The sequence below is a fragment of the uncultured Eudoraea sp. genome, assembly GCF_947258925.1.
Taxonomy (GTDB): Bacteria; Bacteroidota; Bacteroidia; order Flavobacteriales; family Flavobacteriaceae; genus Eudoraea.
Genome location: NZ_CAMYKG010000046.1, coordinates 1 through 20,177, shown reverse-complemented (window position 1 = coordinate 20,177; position 20,177 = coordinate 1). Strand labels below are relative to the sequence as shown.

At 39.2% G+C, this 20,177-nt stretch carries 23 protein-coding genes; 15 read left to right on the top strand and 8 right to left on the bottom strand.

Features of this window, described 5'->3' with window-relative positions:
• Positions 1 to 161: 161 nt before the first annotated feature.
• The 3 genes from Q0X77_RS13975 to Q0X77_RS13965 form a co-directional block, all read right to left on the bottom strand.
• Positions 162 to 1,064, bottom strand: coding sequence for a hypothetical protein (locus Q0X77_RS13975; RefSeq protein ID WP_297798371.1), 903 nt, complete (start codon positions 1,062 to 1,064; stop codon positions 162 to 164).
• A 224-nt stretch (positions 1,065 to 1,288) separates the two neighbouring features.
• Positions 1,289 to 1,657 carry a hypothetical protein gene (locus tag Q0X77_RS13970; protein ID WP_297798369.1) on the bottom strand — a complete coding sequence of 123 codons (369 nt, stop codon included), beginning with the start codon at positions 1,655 to 1,657 and terminating at the stop codon, positions 1,289 to 1,291.
• Positions 1,658 to 1,860: 203 nt separating this feature from the next.
• Positions 1,861 to 2,949, bottom strand: a complete 1,089-nt coding sequence (locus Q0X77_RS13965; protein WP_297798367.1) for a hypothetical protein — start codon at positions 2,947 to 2,949, stop codon at positions 1,861 to 1,863.
• 195 nt (positions 2,950 to 3,144) lie between these two features.
• On the opposite strand from Q0X77_RS13965, the gene Q0X77_RS13960 reads away from it, so the two are divergent.
• A complete protein-coding gene (locus Q0X77_RS13960; RefSeq protein WP_297798365.1) occupies positions 3,145 to 3,282 on the top strand; it encodes a hypothetical protein in 138 nt (45 codons plus the stop codon).
• Between the two features lie 232 nt (positions 3,283 to 3,514).
• Here Q0X77_RS13960 and Q0X77_RS13955 read toward each other — a convergent pair whose 3' ends face one another.
• From Q0X77_RS13955 to Q0X77_RS13945, 3 genes are all read right to left on the bottom strand, one after another.
• Positions 3,515 to 3,703 carry a hypothetical protein gene (locus tag Q0X77_RS13955; protein ID WP_297798363.1) on the bottom strand — a complete coding sequence of 63 codons (189 nt, stop codon included), beginning with the start codon at positions 3,701 to 3,703 and terminating at the stop codon, positions 3,515 to 3,517.
• A 104-nt stretch (positions 3,704 to 3,807) separates the two neighbouring features.
• Positions 3,808 to 4,173 (bottom strand): hypothetical protein, encoded by a 366-nt coding sequence (locus tag Q0X77_RS13950; protein ID WP_297798361.1) that lies wholly within the window; start codon positions 4,171 to 4,173, stop codon positions 3,808 to 3,810.
• A gap of 104 nt (positions 4,174 to 4,277) precedes the next feature.
• Positions 4,278 to 5,051 carry a DUF6090 family protein gene (locus tag Q0X77_RS13945; protein WP_297798359.1) on the bottom strand — a complete coding sequence of 258 codons (774 nt, stop codon included), beginning with the start codon at positions 5,049 to 5,051 and terminating at the stop codon, positions 4,278 to 4,280.
• A 300-nt stretch (positions 5,052 to 5,351) separates the two neighbouring features.
• Between Q0X77_RS13945 and Q0X77_RS13940 the strand changes: the two genes are divergently transcribed.
• The 5 genes from Q0X77_RS13940 (at position 5,352) to Q0X77_RS13920 (ending at position 8,938) form a co-directional block, all read left to right on the top strand.
• Entirely contained in the window at positions 5,352 to 6,380 is a 1,029-nt protein-coding gene (locus Q0X77_RS13940; protein WP_297798357.1) for a zinc-dependent alcohol dehydrogenase family protein, read from the top strand.
• Between the two features lie 82 nt (positions 6,381 to 6,462).
• Positions 6,463 to 6,861: a hypothetical protein gene (locus Q0X77_RS13935; protein ID WP_297798355.1), complete on the top strand. Its 399-nt coding sequence runs from the start codon at positions 6,463 to 6,465 to the stop codon at positions 6,859 to 6,861.
• 52 nt (positions 6,862 to 6,913) lie between these two features.
• Complete coding sequence (locus tag Q0X77_RS13930) at positions 6,914 to 7,315, top strand: TerB family tellurite resistance protein (protein WP_297798353.1); 402 nt, start codon at positions 6,914 to 6,916, stop codon at positions 7,313 to 7,315.
• 79 nt (positions 7,316 to 7,394) lie between these two features.
• On the top strand, positions 7,395 to 7,904 hold the full coding sequence (locus tag Q0X77_RS13925; protein WP_297798351.1) for an ATP-binding protein: 510 nt from the start codon (positions 7,395 to 7,397) through the stop codon (positions 7,902 to 7,904).
• On the top strand, positions 7,901 to 8,938 hold the full coding sequence (locus Q0X77_RS13920) for a hypothetical protein (protein WP_297798349.1): 1,038 nt from the start codon (positions 7,901 to 7,903) through the stop codon (positions 8,936 to 8,938). Before Q0X77_RS13925 ends, Q0X77_RS13920 begins: the two co-directional genes overlap by 4 nt.
• A gap of 119 nt (positions 8,939 to 9,057) precedes the next feature.
• On the opposite strand, the gene Q0X77_RS13915 is transcribed toward Q0X77_RS13920, so the two are convergent.
• A complete protein-coding gene (locus tag Q0X77_RS13915; RefSeq protein ID WP_297798347.1) occupies positions 9,058 to 10,899 on the bottom strand; it encodes a pyruvate kinase in 1,842 nt (613 codons plus the stop codon).
• 345 nt (positions 10,900 to 11,244) lie between these two features.
• On the opposite strand from Q0X77_RS13915, the gene Q0X77_RS13910 reads away from it, so the two are divergent.
• The 3 genes from Q0X77_RS13910 (at position 11,245) to Q0X77_RS13900 (ending at position 13,999) form a co-directional block, all read left to right on the top strand.
• Positions 11,245 to 12,369, top strand: a complete 1,125-nt coding sequence (locus Q0X77_RS13910; RefSeq protein WP_297798345.1) for a VCBS repeat-containing protein — start codon at positions 11,245 to 11,247, stop codon at positions 12,367 to 12,369.
• Positions 12,370 to 12,445: 76 nt separating this feature from the next.
• Positions 12,446 to 13,345 carry an MBL fold metallo-hydrolase gene (locus Q0X77_RS13905; protein ID WP_297798343.1) on the top strand — a complete coding sequence of 300 codons (900 nt, stop codon included), beginning with the start codon at positions 12,446 to 12,448 and terminating at the stop codon, positions 13,343 to 13,345.
• 303 nt (positions 13,346 to 13,648) lie between these two features.
• Entirely contained in the window at positions 13,649 to 13,999 is a 351-nt protein-coding gene (locus Q0X77_RS13900) for a hypothetical protein (RefSeq protein WP_297798341.1), read from the top strand.
• Between the two features lie 157 nt (positions 14,000 to 14,156).
• Here the strand turns inward: Q0X77_RS13900 and Q0X77_RS13895 are convergent, their stop codons facing one another.
• Positions 14,157 to 14,285 (bottom strand): hypothetical protein, encoded by a 129-nt coding sequence (locus tag Q0X77_RS13895; protein WP_297798339.1) that lies wholly within the window; start codon positions 14,283 to 14,285, stop codon positions 14,157 to 14,159.
• Positions 14,286 to 14,819: 534 nt separating this feature from the next.
• On the opposite strand from Q0X77_RS13895, the gene Q0X77_RS13890 reads away from it, so the two are divergent.
• From Q0X77_RS13890 to Q0X77_RS13865, 6 genes are all read left to right on the top strand, one after another.
• Positions 14,820 to 15,305, top strand: a complete 486-nt coding sequence (locus Q0X77_RS13890; protein WP_297798337.1) for a hypothetical protein — start codon at positions 14,820 to 14,822, stop codon at positions 15,303 to 15,305.
• Positions 15,306 to 15,515: 210 nt separating this feature from the next.
• Positions 15,516 to 15,971 (top strand): hypothetical protein, encoded by a 456-nt coding sequence (locus tag Q0X77_RS13885; RefSeq protein WP_297798335.1) that lies wholly within the window; start codon positions 15,516 to 15,518, stop codon positions 15,969 to 15,971.
• A gap of 250 nt (positions 15,972 to 16,221) precedes the next feature.
• Positions 16,222 to 17,787 carry an adenylate/guanylate cyclase domain-containing protein gene (locus Q0X77_RS13880; protein ID WP_297798333.1) on the top strand — a complete coding sequence of 522 codons (1,566 nt, stop codon included), beginning with the start codon at positions 16,222 to 16,224 and terminating at the stop codon, positions 17,785 to 17,787.
• 158 nt (positions 17,788 to 17,945) lie between these two features.
• Entirely contained in the window at positions 17,946 to 18,275 is a 330-nt protein-coding gene (locus tag Q0X77_RS13875) for a YegP family protein (RefSeq protein ID WP_297798331.1), read from the top strand.
• Between the two features lie 313 nt (positions 18,276 to 18,588).
• Positions 18,589 to 18,987 carry a PAS domain-containing protein gene (locus Q0X77_RS13870; protein WP_297798329.1) on the top strand — a complete coding sequence of 133 codons (399 nt, stop codon included), beginning with the start codon at positions 18,589 to 18,591 and terminating at the stop codon, positions 18,985 to 18,987.
• A complete protein-coding gene (locus Q0X77_RS13865) occupies positions 18,984 to 19,817 on the top strand; it encodes an MBL fold metallo-hydrolase (RefSeq protein WP_297798327.1) in 834 nt (277 codons plus the stop codon). The genes Q0X77_RS13870 and Q0X77_RS13865 overlap by 4 nt, the downstream gene beginning before the upstream one ends.
• The last annotated feature ends 360 nt before the right edge of the window (positions 19,818 to 20,177 follow it).

The window sequence follows — 20,177 nt, the reverse complement described above, 5'->3', positions numbered from 1 at the left end:
TTTCATGGCCTTCTTTTTAATTTAATCTGGAAAGTTCTACTTTAATTTTAAGTCTTAGGTCTAACTATAGACGAAAGTTTAGGGAGTGTAGACGAATGGATAATTACTGTAGATGAGTGGGATAAAAGTTTCTAATAATAAACGGCATAGTATTTAAAAACCTATTCTAATATATTATTTTCCATTGCTGTTCCCGGTGCCTGCTGCCACAGCGTCCATGCAATGATAAACCCCCAAATAAAGCTTGAAGTGCTGGTTTCCAGCAGGTGTGCTAATCGCACCATTTCGGGCATAAAAGGATTAGGAAGCAATAATCCGCTGCTGCCAAGGATCGTAAACAGAAGCCCCAGAAGAATTCCTTTTGGGATCCTGGAACCCCTGGCCATCCTCAACACCAGGATGCCAATAAAAACCCATAAAAATCCTCGAAAGATCTGAAACAGATAAAGTCCCGATTCGAAATTTCCCTTCATGATCTCCAGCAGCGAATCCATCTCTGTGGTGCCTGAATACAGGAGGCGTACGTCTTTAAATTGCCAGGCAACAAAATAACCAAAGGCAAAATAGATCAGCGGCCAAATAACTACCGAAAGCACTACTATGTTTTTAATACTAAATCTAAATCGATCACTATTATCGCTGTTATTTGGCTCAGTTTTAAATTTCCCTGTGATCCAAACGGCAATTACGGAAAAGGCAATAAGCGTAAAGGCACCTCCAAAAACAATGGCCGCAATGCCTTTGCCTGGCAAACCAAGGCTATCATTAAACCAAACAGTCTCAATTTGGGACATGAAATACTGGATTCCAAAGGAAACCAGAAAAACAAGGCCGGCAAGTTTCCAGCCTGTATACCGGGCTTTGTAGATTAGTATAAGTATAATCCCGGCATTAAGCGCACTTACCAAAAAGAAAAGGAATCCCGATGCGCCACCACTGTCCGTTTCCATTTCCATAAGACTACTCGGAAAAAGCATATTCCCAAGCACCAGACCAACTACCCATAAAATCATCATCAGGATGCTTAACCCTAACCAGACACCAATATTCTTTAGGATTTTCATAACTTTTTTGAAATATAAGTCATACTAAAACGGCCTAAAGATCCTTAAATGAAGTTCCATAAAATATGGTTTATGTCAACTCCTAAAGACCTATGGCGTTCGGATTACCTGGTATCCGGAAATTAAACAAGTTAGTATCCCTGGTTGGGGTCAAGGTCGGATTCCTTCATAATTAAACCGTGATATTAAATATGAGATACGACGCTTTTATAGCTAAGCCTTCTTCAAAATCCAACTAATTCACCCGTTTCCAGGGCAGCCTTCAAATCTGCGGATACTTCCCTGTGGCTTCCAAAGAATCGTACGCCATCGGTTCTTTTGATCCTAACTTCTATGGTGCCGTCTTTTTTTTCCTTTACAGCGGTTACCACTACTTTATTGCCTTCCAGTCTGTTGTAATTGGCAATCCCGCCTTTTTTAATAATAAAATTAGGCCTTGGAAAATTTATATGCCTGTACCTTGGAGCGTCGGGGTCTCCTATCTTAAAAGTATCGCCAACCTGAACTTCCTGTGGCGCTATGCAATTGGCTTCGTTTCCATAAAGGCCTATACTTCCAACTGCGAATAATAGTGCGAAAATGAGCTGTTTCATAACTTAATATTTAGAATTTAGGATCAATATAATGGAAATGGAAATACCTGTAAATGATTTTTATCATACCGCCGCACGGGTAATTTTCAAAGTGATTCTGAAAGAAATAGTTAATCATTGTAGAAGAGGTTGTAGTTCATCCTAAGGTAAAGAATTATTGAATAAAGCGAAGCAAGCATTAACCGGCGCTAAAATAGGGATGGTTAATTTCCAATGGAAATCAAGGGCGCCACGGCGCCAGAGCCGTCTTTTGCCATACTCATTAGCATTTGCATGACGGCAAAGGTGTTTTTTGATTTCACATCCCGGTCGTCTATGTAGTACCAATGGTCTCTGTAATTAATATTCAGGAAAGCGTTTTCAGGCTTATCTTTTGTAACCAGAATATGGATCAGGTCCGGATCATCCGGCCGGAAGGTTGCCAGGGTACGCCCTTCTCTGACGTGCTCCTCCGGCACTTCAATGTACCACGAAATATTAGACATCATTTCCAGGATGGAGTGTGTCTGAACCACAATTTGATTTTTCCTTTCAACGACCACTCCATATTCAATATCGAAAATATTTATGTCCCGTTCTAAATGCAATAGTTCCTTGAACTTAGTAATGGCCATCTGAACAGAATCCGTTCTGGGACTTTCGGGAAGGATAATATCCACATCCACCTTGGGCCAATCACCTCTGAAATGCATGCCCAGAGCACCGGCACGCTGGAGCCGGTGGAGAACCTCCAGCAATGCGTTAAACTCGGGGTCGCTCTGCCGTTGTTCCCCGGGTGTTCCAATCTCATTATGGATTCCATTGATCATGGAATTGGTCAATCGCATCAGCCTTTCCGCAGACCATCCGGACTGGATCAAAAAAAAGATCACTGACGGAGGGAGTGGTGTAAGCAGACTTTGTGAGAACGCCTGACCGGTCATTGGTGTATATGTAATAGTGGGGCGGTCAGACCAATTTGAGGAAATATTCCCGCCAATTGAATTTCCAATTGGGTTTGCGCCTGCGTTAACACCCGCAGAACCACCACGGGTATATGAATTAATAACGGAGGATACATTCATAAAACGGGCCATTTCCAAATATCGTAGTCGGACGATATTCAGCAACATCTGTTCGTTTTCATGGTTGGCTATACGCTGGTTATAATTAAAGCTATCCTGAGGAATAGTCTTGGGGCCCATTGATTTGCATGAAGACAAGGCCAGGGCAAGACAGAGAATGACATAAATTGATGTCAGGCTTAATGAAGGATTGTTTTTTCGAATGGAGGTCGACAAAAGGAGTGACATTGGTTAAATAAGGTTTATGGTCTTGTTAAATATAATTGAAAGAAACCATATAAACGCAGTAGCAATGCAGGTTTAAATGCAAAACCAAGGATAATTTTCCTATCCCAGGACATATTAATGCTAATTTTCAAACTGAAAAAATAAGGCGGGTCTTACAAAAAACAATAGCTGATTTATCTTCTAAACAGGCTTTTTATGTTCACCATAGAACTGACCATCTTCATAAACAAGGCCTTGAATCTTTTAGTCATTATTGAGGTATTCTTTAATCTCATTTTTTATATTGGCAAGTCGCTCTCCCCGGAGTTTTATACTTGCCAGCGCGTTAAATGATCTGCCAAGGTCTCCAACTAAATAGTGTTCAAATTGATGTTTTTGGTTTAAGCACGTTCTATTTAACCCGCAATATAAAAGCTATTTATATTTGGAATTCTCTGGTTCATCTTATATTTCAGATAAACGTTCAGGGTTTCTGCGTGGTTAAAGCCTGTTATCTCTTGTTCTAACCGACAAGTATCATCACTTTTATTGACTTCCCTTTAGCCTGGCTATAAAAGGATGATCCTTAGGATGTCTTCTTTGTTATAGACAGATTGATAACAATTGCCATAAGCAACCAGATAATAAATGTTTCCCCATGCGTCATTTCGTAGGATGAACCAGCCATTTTGGCTGCCAGCAATACAATGTAAACAATAACAGGGGATAAAAACAGGCTAATTACAAGATTGAGAATCGATTTTTTGTAATCCATAATTTATTGATTTAGTTAGTTATTAATAGTGGTATTTTATTGATCATCTACTGATCCGTTTAATGTTTTGAAAGTTAAAAAAATTAATCATATCATGGCTTTTCTTAGTAATTCCTTTTGATAACCACCAAAGTGTCTGCGGTATCCCTTTTTAGATTTTCCAATACCCTCCTTCGCTTTCTTTGTCTTAAGTTGGAGGAAATCAAGGCCCATAATCCAAGTGTGAATACAACAGAAAACATGTACCCATACCCGCGTGAAATTTGAGTCCTGGGGTAGGGGATTTGCAAATCAGCAATTTTATCTTTTACTTCCGCAGGCAGGCTACTCTCCGCTACCTGGTCCCGAAATCGGTGAAACTCAATAATTAATTGATTTAATTCATAATCGGTAACGCGTCCGTCTTTCTGGAACCCTTCACATTCCTTGTATACAAATTCCAGGTATTTTTTACAGGTTTCTATGTTCATTCCTTTTTGTAATTATCTGTTGTGTTTAAGCAATGAGTGTTTAACCCTATGCTCATCATACCTTTTGCTGGCCTTTGGACCCCTTCATTTCGTCTAAATTAAGGTCATTTTGAGTTATTTATATATTCATCTATGCGTGCCATTAAACTTCGGGATTTGCTGAGCGAAAACTCCAACTCTTCTTTAGTCTCAGTAAACAGGATTCTCTTAAAATTACTGATCCCCTGAAATGTAGCTGCAAGGTGACTATTATCAATTTTCTCCCAAACCAGGGAATCTATCAAAGGTCCCTGGTCATGAATTGAGGTAGAACCAAAAGTATAGGTGTTCACATAGGAGGTAATCTTTTCCTGATAATCATTCGTGGTTTTTTCTATTCTGTCCTTAAGAGAGAATTTTTTATTATAAAAATTCTTGATCTTCGTCCTTAGAGAATCGGAAATCAGTTCTATCAACCCGGTCTGATTTAAGCTGTTATAAGTATTTGTATTGTAAATTATTTGAACGCTCCAGTTTGGATTAAATTCATGACGCATAATCTCAATTAGCGTATCTATAGTTGCACCGGGTTTTGCCACTCTGGCTCTTAAAGACTCATTTAATTGATATTGCTCAACAATAAAGGGCAACCTTTCTTTTATTAACAGGGTGTCTTGTGCTAAATCGCTCTTTAATGCTATAAGTGAGTTTTTAATTTGGGCTTTGGTTTTTTGATTTTCATTCCAATTGTTGATCTGCAAGGCTATAAGTATCCCCAGCACTACCAATAGTATCTCCCCAATAGCGTACTTCATGTAGTTTAATGCCTTGCCTGCCGGCCAACCAGGCGGGTTATCGTCTGCAAGTCGTTTGCGAATGCGACTAAAAAAATTAATCATGGAAGGAAGTGGTTGGTTGTTTTTCCCAAGGTAAGAATTTATCAGATTATTCCAGCATCAAGATTAACTGGAAAAGGCAAAGGAAGACTGTTCAGAAGTGAATTTGCAAGTAGATTTTGAGAATCATCTTGAAAGAAAGTGAGCTTGTTGGCCCAAAATGAAATGAAGTCGGGCCTGGGCGTCCGTAAACATATATAAGTGGCGTGTGCCCACTTAATAAACCGGCAACGACACTGATAAATGTCATGGCGTGCATGAGTTCCACAGGCTACTTTTATATCCTTCCAAAGACCGAGAGATATGAAAGCAATGACCTTAAATACAATAGCAGACCTGAAGGAAAACAGGGCACCATTAAAGATGTCAATGCTCCCCATACCTGAACCTAATGCATATGAAGTACGGATCAAAATTTCGGTCTGTGGGGTATGCCATACCGAACTCGATGAGATTGAAGGAAGATTAACACCTCCGGAACTTCCCGTGGTCCCCGGGCATCAGGTTGTTGGGCTTGTCGAAAAATTGGGTAAAGGCACTTCTAAATTCAATGTGGGTGACAGGGTAGGGGTTGCATGGATCTTTTCTGCCTGCGGGGATTGCAAGTTCTGTCTGGAAGGGAACGAAAATCTCTGCGATGATTTCCGTGCCACAGGGAAAGACGTAAACGGAGGTTATGCAGAGTATATGACCGTGCACGAAAAATATGCCCATCTCATTCCCGGTTTTTTTACAGATGCCGAGGCAGCACCTTTGCTTTGCGCCGGAGCTATTGGGTACCGCTCCATCCGACTTGCACAAATAAAGAATAGCGATAATTTAGGGCTCACGGGTTTTGGTGCTTCCGCGCATTTGGTGTTAAAAATGGTGAAGTATCTCTATCCGAACACGAAAGTTTTTGTGTTTGCCAGAAAGGAGGAAGAACGTCAGTTTGCTATGGAACTCGGGGCCAGTTGGGCCGGCAAAACAGCCGATCCCTCCCCGGAAAAGCTGAATGCTATTATAGATACCACGCCTGCATGGGTGCCTATTGTAAAGGCCCTGGGCAACCTGGAAAAAGGGGGTAGATTGGTCATCAACGCCATTAGGAAAGAGACGGGGGATCAGGATTATCTTCAACAGCTTTCATACAGGGACCATCTTTGGATGGAGAAAGAAATAAAATCGGTTGCCAATGTAACAGCTTCAGACGTATCCGAATTTTTGGAACTGGCGGCCAAAGCCTGCATTAAGCCGGAAGTACAGATGTACTCCTTGGAAAAGGCCAATGAAGCACTAATTGAGTTGAAGGAACAAAAGATAAGGGGTGCAAAAGTATTGCAAATGCCTTAGAAATATTAAACAGACCTGATTAGGATCATATACAGAAACAACCAAATGACGTAACTTTTCGTTCAATCTTAAAATAGGTAGAATGTTGGCCGAAAAAAACACGCAGCTAGAGCTATTAACCGCTTTCCTTCATGATGCAAGGTGGTGGAAACAGGCCCTTGGTTATATAGAAACCGAAACCCAGTTTATAGGTCAGTTGTTGAATGCCCGGATTTACAAGGAGAATGTACCCAATCTTTTTGAACGGCTGCAAAACTTCAAAATTGAATTGGAGACAAATAGCCGGGAGACAAAAAACTTAATGAAAGAAACTGCCGGATATGAGGAGCAGTTGCGGCGTATTTTGGAAGGTAAGGATAGTTCTCCCCATAATGACTACTTCGAAAACCACAAAGAATTCAAAGATCGTTTTGAGGAATTCTATATCGATTTTAATGATTACAAAACAAGGGTGCTCAATTATATTGGGGGAATGCTCTAAGCACTCCTTTAGGCTAAAAGAGCTATAAATTATGAACTTAAAAAAACAAAATATGTCAATCTTTGAAGCGTACGAATCAGGGAAACACGAAAGTAAGGTATCACATTTTGCTGCCATTGTGAAATTGGCGATGATTGATGGGCCTTTAAATCCCGATGAAAAAGTTGTTTTAAAACGTTTGGCCACTAAGCTCGATGTTTCAGAGGAAGAAATCAAACCCATCCTTAAAAATCCCGGGAAGTACCCATTAATGCCCCCTTATTCATTGGAAGAGCGCATTGAACGGTTACAGGATCTGTGTAAGATTATCTATGCAGACCACGATGTTGATGAAGCGGAACGCAAATTGATTTTTAAATATGCCATAGGTCTTGGGTTTAGCTCAGAGCGGGCAAAAACGGAAATTGAAAAATGCATGCGGATGTTTGATGGCGATATGGAGTATCAAAATTGATGTCATTTTTAGTAGGTGGGTAACCACTAAAATGATGCAGATCGGCCATTCATGTTTGGCATGAACAAAGTTTTTATAGATGCCTTCGGATCGTCCTATAATGATTGTAATCTTCGGCCTTCCCGGAACAGGAAAGACTACCATTGCTACACTTTTGTCTAAACAATTAGGGATAAAGCATTTCAATACAGACGTGGTTAGAAGTTTCTTGGGTAAAACCCGAAAATACGATGAGGAAAATAAGTCCCTTATTTATGATGAGATTTTAGAGCTCACAAGATTAGAATTTGAAAAAGGAAATAGCGTAATTGTTGATGCTACCTTTTATAAAAAGAAACTGCGAACAAAATTCAAGGCTTTGGCACGGGACTATAATGTAACCGTGAAATGGATTGAAATCTGTGCCGGCGAAGAAGTTGTAAAAAAAAGGGTGTCCAAAGAACGTCCCTACAGCGAAGCTGATTATAAAGTTTATCGTACGATTAAATCGCAATTTGAATCCATGCAGGAAGAATATATTCAACTGTTTTCCGCTCAGGAAGAAATGCCGGCCTTAATTGAAAAAGCTATCAAGTTCATAAAACAATGACACGAGACCAGCTTAGCTATATTATTAACAACAAAACACTGCCTTACCCGGCAGATGGGATAAAACTTATAGAAACCCATATCTCCTGGGTCATACTTACAGACCAGTACGTTTATAAAATAAAAAAACCGATCGAGTTTAGTTTCCTGAATTTTTCATCAATTGAAAAGAGAAAAGAATATTGCGAAAAAGAGGTGAAACTAAATAGCAGGCTTGTACCAAAAATGTATCTCAGGGTGCTTCCCATTAAAGAAAGTAATGGAAACTATAATATTGGTGGTAAAGAGGGAACAGTTATAGATTATGCGGTCTTGATGAAGAGGATGGATGAAAGAAAGCAGTTGGATTTACTACTGGAATATGGCACTGTTAAATCGGCGTCCATGATAAAGTTAGCAGATGTACTGGTGTCTTTTCACCAGGGAGCGGAAATTGTGCCGGAAGGAGAGGACTGGAAGGAACTCTACACAGAATTTGAAGATGTGGCGGGGGTACAAAACTTTTTGGAGAAGTATTTTGGTAAAGAAACAAGACAGTTACTGGAAGAAGTCAATCAATGGGCTTACCAATTTTTGGAGGGTAGTAAGGAGAGAATCGCTGAACGAAACCGAAAGGGATTTGTCATTGACGGACATGGCGATCTTCATACCAGGAATATATTTCTTCTCAAAGATCCCGTCATTTTTGATTGCATTGAATTCAATGATGATTTAAGAAAACTGGACCTCTTAAATGAAGTTGCTTTCCTGTGTATGGACCTGGAGCGGTTTGGCCGTTTCGATTTATCTAAGACATTCACTGAACGTTACTTCTCAAAAATACCCTGTATTGAAAATGCCGCAGATGAACAATTATTCCGCTTTTATAAACTGTATCGGGCTAATGTTAGGTTGAAAGTGCATGCGATTAATGCACAGGCAGATAATATTACTGAAACTAAACAGCAAAGGGAGATAGCATTGCTAAGCCAATACCTGGAATTGTATAAACACTATTATATGGATTTGAAAAAAGAGAATAGATTAAAAGTTTAGCCCTTTGAGTTCTAGCTTTGAAACTTTTCACTTTTCACTTCGAACTTCGAATCTTTCACTTCCCACTTAAAATAGCCATATTTTTTAAAGGAAACACCCAAGAATACACTTGATGACCATTAGTGTATATCTGCTTTTTCCATGGCAGGTGAAAGGCGTACGTTTTTTTCCTGGTAAATTTCCATATCCTTAAAGATCGTATCTAACAATTTAATAGCCTGCAGAATATTTGGGCCCTTGTTTAGCATAACGCAATCTGTTCGTTGGGCCATAGCTGCATCCGTCATTTCGGCACGTGAAGGAATTCCCTGTTTGGAAAGATTTTCTAAAACCTGTGTTGCCCAGATATCCGGAATTTGTGCGGCTCTGCACAGTTCAAGTATTTCCCTTTGAACCCGGCTGATATTGTCCCACCCGCATTCAATAGCAAGATCTCCCCGGGCAACCATGACCCCAACCGGGTAGGACTTCATAGCCTCCAACAGGATTTTGGTAAGGTTATTAAAACCATTTTGTGTTTCAATCTTTAAAATGATCCCAAAGCCTTCCGGGGCATCAATTTTTTTCAATTCCGTAATAAGATCTATGACATCCTGCATCCTGTTTACATAGGACAAGTTCACCGTATCGGCATTTTGCGCAACAAACACCAAATCCCTTTTATCTTTTTCCGTGAGACCACGGATATCCAATTGGCTATCGGGAAAGTTTATTCCTTTGTCAGGCCTAAGTTTACCGCCTCTTTTCCTGGCATTTATAATTTCAATCATCATCTCATCCGGTGTTAGCTGTCGAATGACACCTTCAATCTTACCATCATCAAAAAAGATGGACTCCCCCTGTTTAACCTGGTCAAAAACTGCTCCCATTGTACAGGAAATATGAGCTTTGCTCAGGGTATTATTTTCACCATCCATTATGGCCGGTTCTCCGGGAACCGGGTCGCGATGCAGTCGTAAATAGTCTCCAATGCTCAATGTTATGAATGGATCTACTCTTGGGAGATCACCAATTATAACGGGCGATGAAGAATGATCTATAGTCGTATATAATTTCATCCCGGTTTCCAGAAAGGTGGTTTTGGGACAAAGGGCATGACAGCCGTTTTTGGTTTTCCTGGAGATTATCAATTCCCTTTTCTTATTTCTGGCATCTCTAAAGTATAAATGGTCACCCACTTTTAGCTTTTCCAGACTTTTCAATCCTGCGGGGATGTGCGTCAGGTTGAGGTTGGGATCCGGTGCTGCGCCCAACCATATTTCATAATCCATGATAATCTTTCCACGCGCGTCTTTTGTTGGGCGGAGTTTTATAACTTTTGGGCCGGGCTTTAAAATGCCCGTACGTACCTTGGGGCCTCCCAAATCCATTGTAATTTTACATTTGCGATTTAATGTATTGGAAGCTCTCCTGACATGTTCGATCATTAAACGCCATTCTTTCTCACTGTCATGTGCGCAATTTATTCGCGCACAGTTCATACCACTGCTAATCATCATTCGTACCAATTGATAATTATGTGCAGCTTCTGTAGGCAGCGTAACCATAATACGTGTGCGTCTTCCTTTTGAGCGGTACCCTAATAGCGACTTCGCATTGGATTTGGCCATCCGGATACTCTTTTTGAAAGTTAATTCAGCTTTAGCCTTCTTAATGGGTTCATTGTTTAACAATCCTTCTAAGATTGCCCTGACATATAATAAACTTGCCATTACATGGGCTTCCATTCTATCCAGTTGTGTGAGACCCATATTGGCCAGCTTTTTTTGGATAGGCCCTATATTTTCCTCGCGCATCGCGCGGTAATGGATGAGATTCCGTGCACTTTTGGCATAGTTGGGATGGACTTCAGAAAGTTCGGTCGAGTATTTGGCTTCGAAATGCTTCAAACGGTCAATGATGACCGAAATATCTTTTATCAGTCCCTGAATCTTTATCTGTTTTCTGGTTAACCCTTCCATTGTGATATAGTTAAATAACCTAAAGCACCTTAAATTTAAGCGTTATTTGGTTCATTTTAGCAATGACTATCCAATTATTAACAACCAAAAATGGGCCAAATGCCATGGGAGTTCATACTTTTTCAACTAATGACGCTCGGTATACCAGCAAAGATGTAATTATAAAACCCGTTTCTGATGATGTTACGGCATCAAATATTGCGATTTCATGAGGGGATATTAAGACAAAAGTATTAAGTTGGACAGGCTTAGGAGAATTTGAGGCTTACGTAGGAATCCTGTACAAGGGTCTTACTTCTCTAAAGTTTTCAGAATTGATAATGTAGGTAAAGATGTTAATTAACAATGTGGGATAGAATAGTAATTATGGCCGGCTGCGTATTGATGTTGGCCAATAGTGATCTTTCGGCACAATCGATGGAAATGAAGGCTAGTGGCCGCTTTATTTTAGGCACCCATAAAGAGCGTACCGCATCGGTTGCCAGTGGAGATATAGATGGGGATGGTGATAATGATATTATTGTTGCTAATGGAAGACATTGGCCGGGCCAGAATCGAATTTTCCTAAATGACGGGAGAGGGATTTTTACCGTGGAGAAAGATTTAGGGGAGCAAAGATCAACGACCTATGCCGCAGAATTGGGAGATCTGGATAAGGATGGCGATTTAGACATTGTTGTCGGAAATGATATGGCTCCAAACTATGTGTATAAAAATGATGGCAAGGGGAACTTTTTAAGGAGCGCTTCCTTTGGAATGGAATATGCGCCTACCAGAAACATAAGTTTGGCCGACCTCGATCAGGATGGCGACCTCGATATTCTTATAACAAACAGGGGAAGGGCTAATGAAATCTGTCTGAATGATGGAAAAGGCAATTTTATAAAAAAGCTTAGTTTTGGAAATAAGGAAGATTCAACGATCGCAGTGCGGGTTGCGGATATGAACAATGATGGTTATCCGGACCTGGTTTTGGCAAATCGGGATTCACAATCAAATTATGTTTATTTGAGCGATGGGAAGCTGGATTTTTCAAGAAAGATTCCTTTTGGGACCGGTACAGACAATACACGTGCCTTAAGTATTGCTGACCTAAACAAGGATGGATTACAAGATATCATTGTTGCTAATATAGGTGAGGTTAATGCAGTGTACTTTGGAAGTAAAACAGCTCCGTATACAACTTCTGTCGTCTTTGACCCATCTGAAATGGACAGTTACGCCGTTTCCGTAGCCGATCTGGATTTAGATAACGATGATGATATCATTGTAGGTAATTCTGGTAGTGCGAACGTTATCTTTTGGAATTTAGGGGATGGCCTGAACTGGAATAGTACTACATTGTTTGATGAAGCCTTTCACACCTATGATATCATTGCTTCAGATTTGAACAATGATGGCTTTATTGATATTATTGAGGCCAATTCTGATGAAATTAATCGCTACTACTTTACTCAAAAAAAGAAATAAATTCAATCTAACCCATATGTACAACTTACAGCAAACAAGGATTTTAGCGTTAGTTCAAAACAAACCAGTAAAACTATTGTACGCTTTAGTCTTTCTGATAGCGTTCATTACAAATGCCCAGACTAATCCCATAAAGCTGAAGTACCTTGGAACTGCGGGATGGGAAATAACTGATGGAGAACTTACCGTATTAGTGGATCCATACATATCGCGTTTTAAACTCGGTACCGGACCAGGGATAAGTCCGGATGATAAAAGAGCAACCGTTGAGCGTTCAGGTATAGCCATTTCGGATACGGTGAGCATTGATAGCATAATTAAGCGTGCCGACTTTATTTTGGTGCATCATTCGCATTTTGATCACCTTGCCGATGTGCCCTATATTGCTAAGAGGACAGCTGCTAAGGTGATCGGTACGGAAACCACCTGCAATATTTTGCGGGCTTATGGAATCCCGGATGAGCAATTATATCCCGTAAAAGGAGGGGAAGATTATCAGTTTAAAAATTTTGCCGTAAAAGTAATTCCCTCAATTCATTCGGCTTTAAATGATAAGCATTACATAGATAACAGGGTTTATTCCAAAATACCTGAAGCGCCACTTAAAGTATCTGAATTCATAGAAGGGGGTTCGTTAATGTTCCTTGCCAGATTTACAGATCATAATGTATTAACTATGGGCTCAATGAACTTTGTTGAAAGGGAACTATTAGGGATTAAACCGGACATCTTATTGGCTGGGGTTAATCGTTCACAACTCGGGCTTTATAAATATAATGAACGCCTTCTTGCCATCACAAATTACCCTAAGGTGATTATACCCACTCATTGGGACAACTTTAGGCTGCCCTACGGATTTTCACAAGAAAGTGGTGTTAAGACAAAGCTAATTCCCTTTCAGGAGGATATAAAAAAACTGAGTCCACAAACAGAAGTTATTATTCCAAAACATTTAGGCACTATAACAATTAATTAGAGAAAATATCTGAGCAGGGTGGTATTACCCGGGCTATATTCACTCATTCCGGGACGATCCTTCAAGCCGGTTTTCTTATAGTGTTGGTACTTTGGTATTTTATGTGCCGGGATATTATAAAAAGGTAAAAGTCCGGATAGAAGTTTTAGCTACCATTAGGGTTTTTTGATCATTCAGACATCAGGATATTAAGAATACCATGCCTGCGTAAAAAAAAGATGGCCATTTTTTTAATTTCTATTTAGTATCTAATAAAATAATCTTTAACTTGTTACCTTATTAATTAATTTAAAACTAGCCAAGATGAAGAATATTGATAGCGAAATAACCAAATATTGGGTTCACTTTCAAGCCGGAGCTGCCAAGAGTAATCCTATTTACCCACGTGCCCTGATAAGATGTTATCATGATGATGATTTTCTAGTGCAGATAAACTTTTATCTGGACAATAAAAAAGTTCCGGAAAATAGTTATGATTCAAGGAACAAATTGGTGTATTTGCGCTATCCAATGTCCATGTACCCCAATGTGATTGATATACTTAGAAATGAAAAACCGATTTATTTCACCTACTCAATAAAATCAAATATGGGCTTTGTCCGAACCGGGAAGGAGCCTGTAGGAGAAGGAGATAGCGATGCCGATTTTCAATAAAATTTTATGGATCAGCAGATTTTCAGGTGTAAACAAAACGCACGTACTATTATAATTAAAAAGCCTCAGCTATTGCCGGGGCTTTTTTTCTAAAGTCACTGACCAAACCTTCTCTTAAGAATGATTAGCAGTTTAAGTTTCAACTTAATAAGGTCTTTTAACTTATAACTCCCCATAGGCCTATTAAGAAGCCAAGGGCTATTAATGCGAGTAATACTTCCAGGCTAATATTCAACACGGAAAGAATGGCATTTAAAATGGGGTGTTTGTTTGAACTTGATTCCATAGCGAGTGTTTTTAAATTTATATTTCTACTACTAATAAGTTACGATTTTGTGTGGTGTTTATCAGCCTATTTGTTGTGAAAGCGTCAAAAGTTGTGGTTTAGTCGCAATTTTTATGCATTTCATCGAGGAATTGAAAATTCAAGTAAAAAAACAGGATCATTTTCTGGTATCCAGTTCTTCCTGAATAAGCCTGCTAAGGAAATAAATGCCACCTTTTTTGAATACTTTCTGGGGCAAACCCGCATCGATGAATCCATTAAATTGGGCTGGTAGACATTGAATTCATTAATCCGGGAAGTTGCGTATTCATAATCTCTGTGGAGCGCAATTAAGCTGTCTTTAACTTGTTAAATTTTAAACTCCAAAAGTTTAAAATCTGATGGCGGCCTTGTTTATTACGAGAAATTCATGAAAAATTTTATAATGGATGGCTATTGAGCAACATCAGTATGTAGGGATATACTTACATTTTATCATCAATTTATTCCCTACCTTGAGATTTCGTAAGAAACTAACTAAAAACAAAACCAAACATGAAAGCATTCAATCGATATTTATTGGGAACAACCTTTTTATTAATTTGCTTTGGAACTAAGCTTTACAGCCAGGGTGCGTCTCACGTAATTATCTTAACCGTGAACACTGAGGTTTTAAATCAGGAGGCTCCTGAAACTGCCTGTACTTTTAATGTGGCTGATGAAAGCATTACTGTCGTGGAGGTAAGTGAACCGGCTAAAGATTTTACAATTCTGGTTAAACCCGAAGACTTTGTAGAATGGAAAGGAGTTACCACCGCTGGAGAAGTCATTGATATTGAGATGATAGAATTTAAATCTATGGGTAAGAGTAAAAATATATTTGCCAAGAAGAAGAATAGAGGTGTAAAGAATAACGGAGCCAAAAAGAAGGTAAAGGAAAAAGTTAAAGGTAATGCTAAGGGCAAGGAATACATTTATGCCATTCATTTTACAGTAGATGGGGAAATGTACCATTTTGACCCAAAAATTAAGGCTGAATAAGAATAATAATAAGGAAAATAACCAAGCCTTTGCGGCCAAAAATGGCATAACTTTCAGATAAAGAAAAACCCGGGCTAACCCGGGCTTTCTTTTATGCTAAGGCAGGTAATTTCTAAGATATATGGTATATTTCTGATAGTATTCTCTTCAAAAAAATAGGATAAGCAATGAATAACCTCTTTTTTTGTTTAATATTTAGCATTAATGTGGATGAAACTGAATAAAACTAGTTGGATAGTCTTTGTTTTAATTATAGCTGTGACTTCACATGGGCTATATGCGCAGGCGGTACACGAAATAACCCTTAACGTAGATACAAAGAATCCAGATCCCGCTAAGGCTTGTTTTTTTGAAGCAGGTAAGGCTACAACGGTCTTAAACAACAGTTCTCCGGGGACTTTTACTATTTTCGCCCAGGTGGGGGATAATATTATATGGAAAGGGGTTTCTTCTACTGAGCCCAATACTTCGGTCAATATAGCGGCAATCAAATATATTAGCGGTCCAAGAATTTTTAGTTCCGATCTCATAAAGGGAAGTGAGAGTGTAAAGGCGACTATAATTCGCGGAGGAAAGTCACCTTACAAATATCAACTACAATTTAGTGTAGGTTCTAATACCAGTATGTATACCATTGAGCCCAAAATCCAGATTGGGGAGCAATAAAGACCAATGAAGAATTCAATTTCTGTTTTATGAGATTTTGCCGCACAAAGAAGAATGCGCATTTTATCAAAGGGATTTATGTATTTTTAATACTCCCGTTCACACTTGTCGCGTGTTTTGGTCAAGATAGAAATGTATCCGATAGCCTCGTTAAACTCTATGAGTCCGGAAACTATGACCCCTTACAACAGCTGGATATATTAAATCAAATTGCGCAAAAATAGCGGTCGATTCTAGCAGGTATGTGAATATGGGATACAGACATCAGGGATATGCTCACGAACAAAAGGGTGATTTGAGTAAGGCCCTTGAAAGTTTTTTTAAGGCATTAGACATCAGTAATGCCCGTGGAGATAAAAGAGAATTGGGCAGCATATATACGGCGATAGCCGCAGTATATGCCGGTATGGGGAATAAACAGAATGTTAAAAGATACTATACCAATGCCATTGAAATTTTCGAAGGCCTTGATGATAAAATTGGATATGCCATAGCAATAGAAAACCTGGGAGATTCTTATTTGGAATGGGCCCAACCAGATTCTGCCCTGATCTTGTTTAATATGTCCGGCCCCATCTTTAAAGCTCAGAACAGAAAACCTTATTTGGCCTATAATCTCGGCAATAAAGGTCTGGCCTTTGCACAAAAGGGACAGGAAATCCAGGCCGAAGAAAATATCAGTGAAGCAATTTCTATCCTTGAGGAATTAGGCGACTATAGACCTATCACCGTATACCTTACCTATATGTCTGATATTTATGCCGATAGAAACGATTGGGATGCGGCCTTTGGTTACTCCCTGCGCTCTTTAAATCTTGCGAAACAATATGGCTTAAAAGCAGAGATGGGTAGTGCCTATCTAAAGCTTTCAGAATTATATGAAAGAACGGGATATGCTTCTGCAGCCCTGAAATATTATCGGAATTATATTGCCTTTAGGGATAGTGTTCAAAACATCACCTCAGTTCAGCAAATGGCAGAGAAGGAAGTAGCTCAAAAACAGATAGAACTGGATTTAGCGAATCAACAGAAACGCACACAAAAGATAGTAACAATCTCTATCGGAACCGCTTTATTTCTAATTTTCCTGCTGGCAGCGGGATTGTTCAGACGTAATTTGTACATAAAAAGAACCAAGGCCATTATAGAAAAAGAAAAGGACAGATCTGATCGTCTTTTACTGAATATTTTACCGGAAGAAACGGCCCAGGAATTAAAAGAATCGGGGGTGGTAAAAGCGAACAAATTTCAATCTGTTACTGTTTTGTTTACAGATTTTGTGGCTTTTACAGCACACTCCGAAGAAGTAGGTCCGGAAGTATTGGTCAACAGACTTGGGGATTATTTTACCGCATTCGACGAAATTATTGAAAAATACGGCCTCGAAAAGATTAAGACCGTAGGTGACTCCTATATGTGCGCGGGCGGATTACCGTTTCCTATAAAAGATCATGCTGTAAAAATGGTTCATGGGGCCTTGGAGATACTTAAAGTTGTGGAAGAGGCCAAGGCAGATCGTAAGGGGAGTGGACTCGCTTTTGATATTCGCATTGGAATTAATACAGGCCCTGTAGTAGCCGGGGTGGTTGGAAGTAAAAAATTTTCCTATGATATCTGGGGAGATACCGTGAATGTGGCATCCCGAATGGAATCTATGTCTGAATCAGGAAGGATCAATATCAGTGAATTCACCTACGAATTGGTAAAAAATGAATTTAATTGTACATATAGAGGAGAATTTGAAGTGAAGAACCGTGGCAAAATGAAAATGTATTTTGTGAAGGGACCCCATAGTAAAAAAGGACATCAACTTTAACTGTTTTCAGGCAATATATCCAACATTAATTGGGAGCGACTAAAGAACGAAAATCTGATGCCAAGTTATTCACAATCAGGAAGGATAAAATTTCAAGGCTTCCAAAAAAATGCAAATATATTTTAGTAATTTTACGGATAGCATTTAAAAATATACCAATGGGAAAATTTGAAATTAAAAAAGACAAAGCTGGAAAACTAAGATTCAATCTTAAAGCTTCAAACGGACAGGTTATTCTAACAAGCGAGGCCTATAATTCTAAAGCTGCTTGTGATAACGGAATAGAATCCGTTAGGAAAAACTCACAAAATGATAAAATGTACGACAAAAAGAAGGCAAAGGACGGACGTCCTTTTTTTAGCTTAAAAGCATCAAATGGACAAGTTATCGGCGCCAGCCAGATGTATGCCTCTGCTTCTTCTATGGCAAACGGGATTGCATCGGTAAAAAAGAACGCCCCTAAAGCTGCCATCGTAGATAATTCTTAAGAGTACATTATAGTCATCTACAATTATGACTCTAATCAAAAAAGACAGCCGAAAGAGCTGTCTTTTTGTGTTTATGGGGTTGTCCGGAGCTACTACTATCCCTAACTACTTCCAAATACTTCATCTTATATAGAAACCATATACTTTCTATGGGTTTTTCCCAGTCAATAAATGACGAAATTACTATCTTGTAAAAATTGCTTTCTGCCTATGATAGGAGCCTAAGCAACAAGGTATTCTTGAGCATATTAGCAAATAAATCGATTAATTTTTTATATATTTAAGAGAGTTCTCCCACCAAACTCATCTGCCTATGTCAGCACATGAAATTGAAATTATTTTAAGCAGGCAATTGGCAGATTGTCTTTCGGTCCCGGTTTTTATTGTAGATCCCGATGGGACCCTCATCTTTTACAATGAACCTGCCGAGAAAATCCTGGGCCAGCGTTTTGAGGATACCGGGGAAATGAAAGTTGGAGACTGGGGTAACGATTTTCATCCGCACGACAAAAACGGAGATCCGATTCCGGCTGAAGAACTTCCACTTGTACAGACCATATACTCGCACAGACCTGCCCATAAGACGTTCTGGATTAAAAATTTTGAAGGTAAAGCCTTTGAAATCTCCGTTACTTCGATTCCTATTGTTGGCAGATCTAAACAGTTTTCAGGGGCTTTAGCAATCTTTTGGGATAATAATCTCAAGATATGAGAATTAAACTACATGGAACTCGTGGTGCATACCCTACCTCTTCAAAAGAGACCCGGAAGTTGGGAGGGAATACTTCGTGTATAGAAATAATAGAAAACAATGAAAGACTAATCCTGGATGCAGGCACGGGGATATTGGAAATAGATTTTGACAGCTATAGTACTGCAGACCGGATAGATATCTTGCTCACCCACCTGCATATGGACCATATTCAGGGTTTGGGTTTTTTTAAGCCTATTTTTGATCCGAGCAAAGAAATACATATTTGGGGTCCCGGGGGTAGTTCCTATCCCTTAAAAGACCGGTTGAACAAATTTTTATCCCCGCCACTTTTCCCTGTAATGCTTAGGGATATCCCCAGTAAATTGGTGATACACGAATTGCCAAATAAACCATTTCAGATTGGCTGCTATACAATCACTTCCAAATTTATTTGCCATCCGGGTCCAACAGTGGGTTTTAGGATTGAAGTTGCATCTAAAGCTGTTGCCTATATCCCTGACCATGAACCCATGTTGAGTAGACCGCATTTATTCAAGGAAGATAATTGGATTTCAGGATTTGATCTTTGTGCCAATGCAGATTTGCTGATACACGACTCCCAATACAGTAAAGAGGAATATAAACACAAGGTGGGGTGGGGGCATTGTACTATGAAAATCGCTGCAGATTTATCTAAGAGGGCCAAGGCTAAACGTTTGGTAATGTTCCATCACGACCCGGCACAAAAGGATGCAGACAGGGTAAAACTATTCAAGGAGTTTAAGAACACCAATAGCTATGATTTCCCAATTGAATTGGCCGTTCAGGGGCATAAAATTAAAATCTGATTCCTGATTGCGGAATTTTTCAAAGAAAGAGATAACAATCTTGTATGAAAATCAAAGACACTTAGGATAAGAAAAATACTACTTTCGGACAATAAAATAGCACATTCATCCTGAATAATTTTACGAAGTTCCTGAAATTCATTATATTAAGAGTTACTTTTTCCCATATGATGCAGGTCATTTGAATTTATGAAAAGAAGTAGTATCGTGCCCCAATTTCAGGTTAGTTGAGAACAGATTAGAATACGAAATAATTATTACCTAATTAATCAATAAAAAAGCACCATTATGAAAACAACAACTCAAATTCTGATGTTAATGGCCGTTATGAGCCTTATGTCCTGTGGTCAATTGCATGTA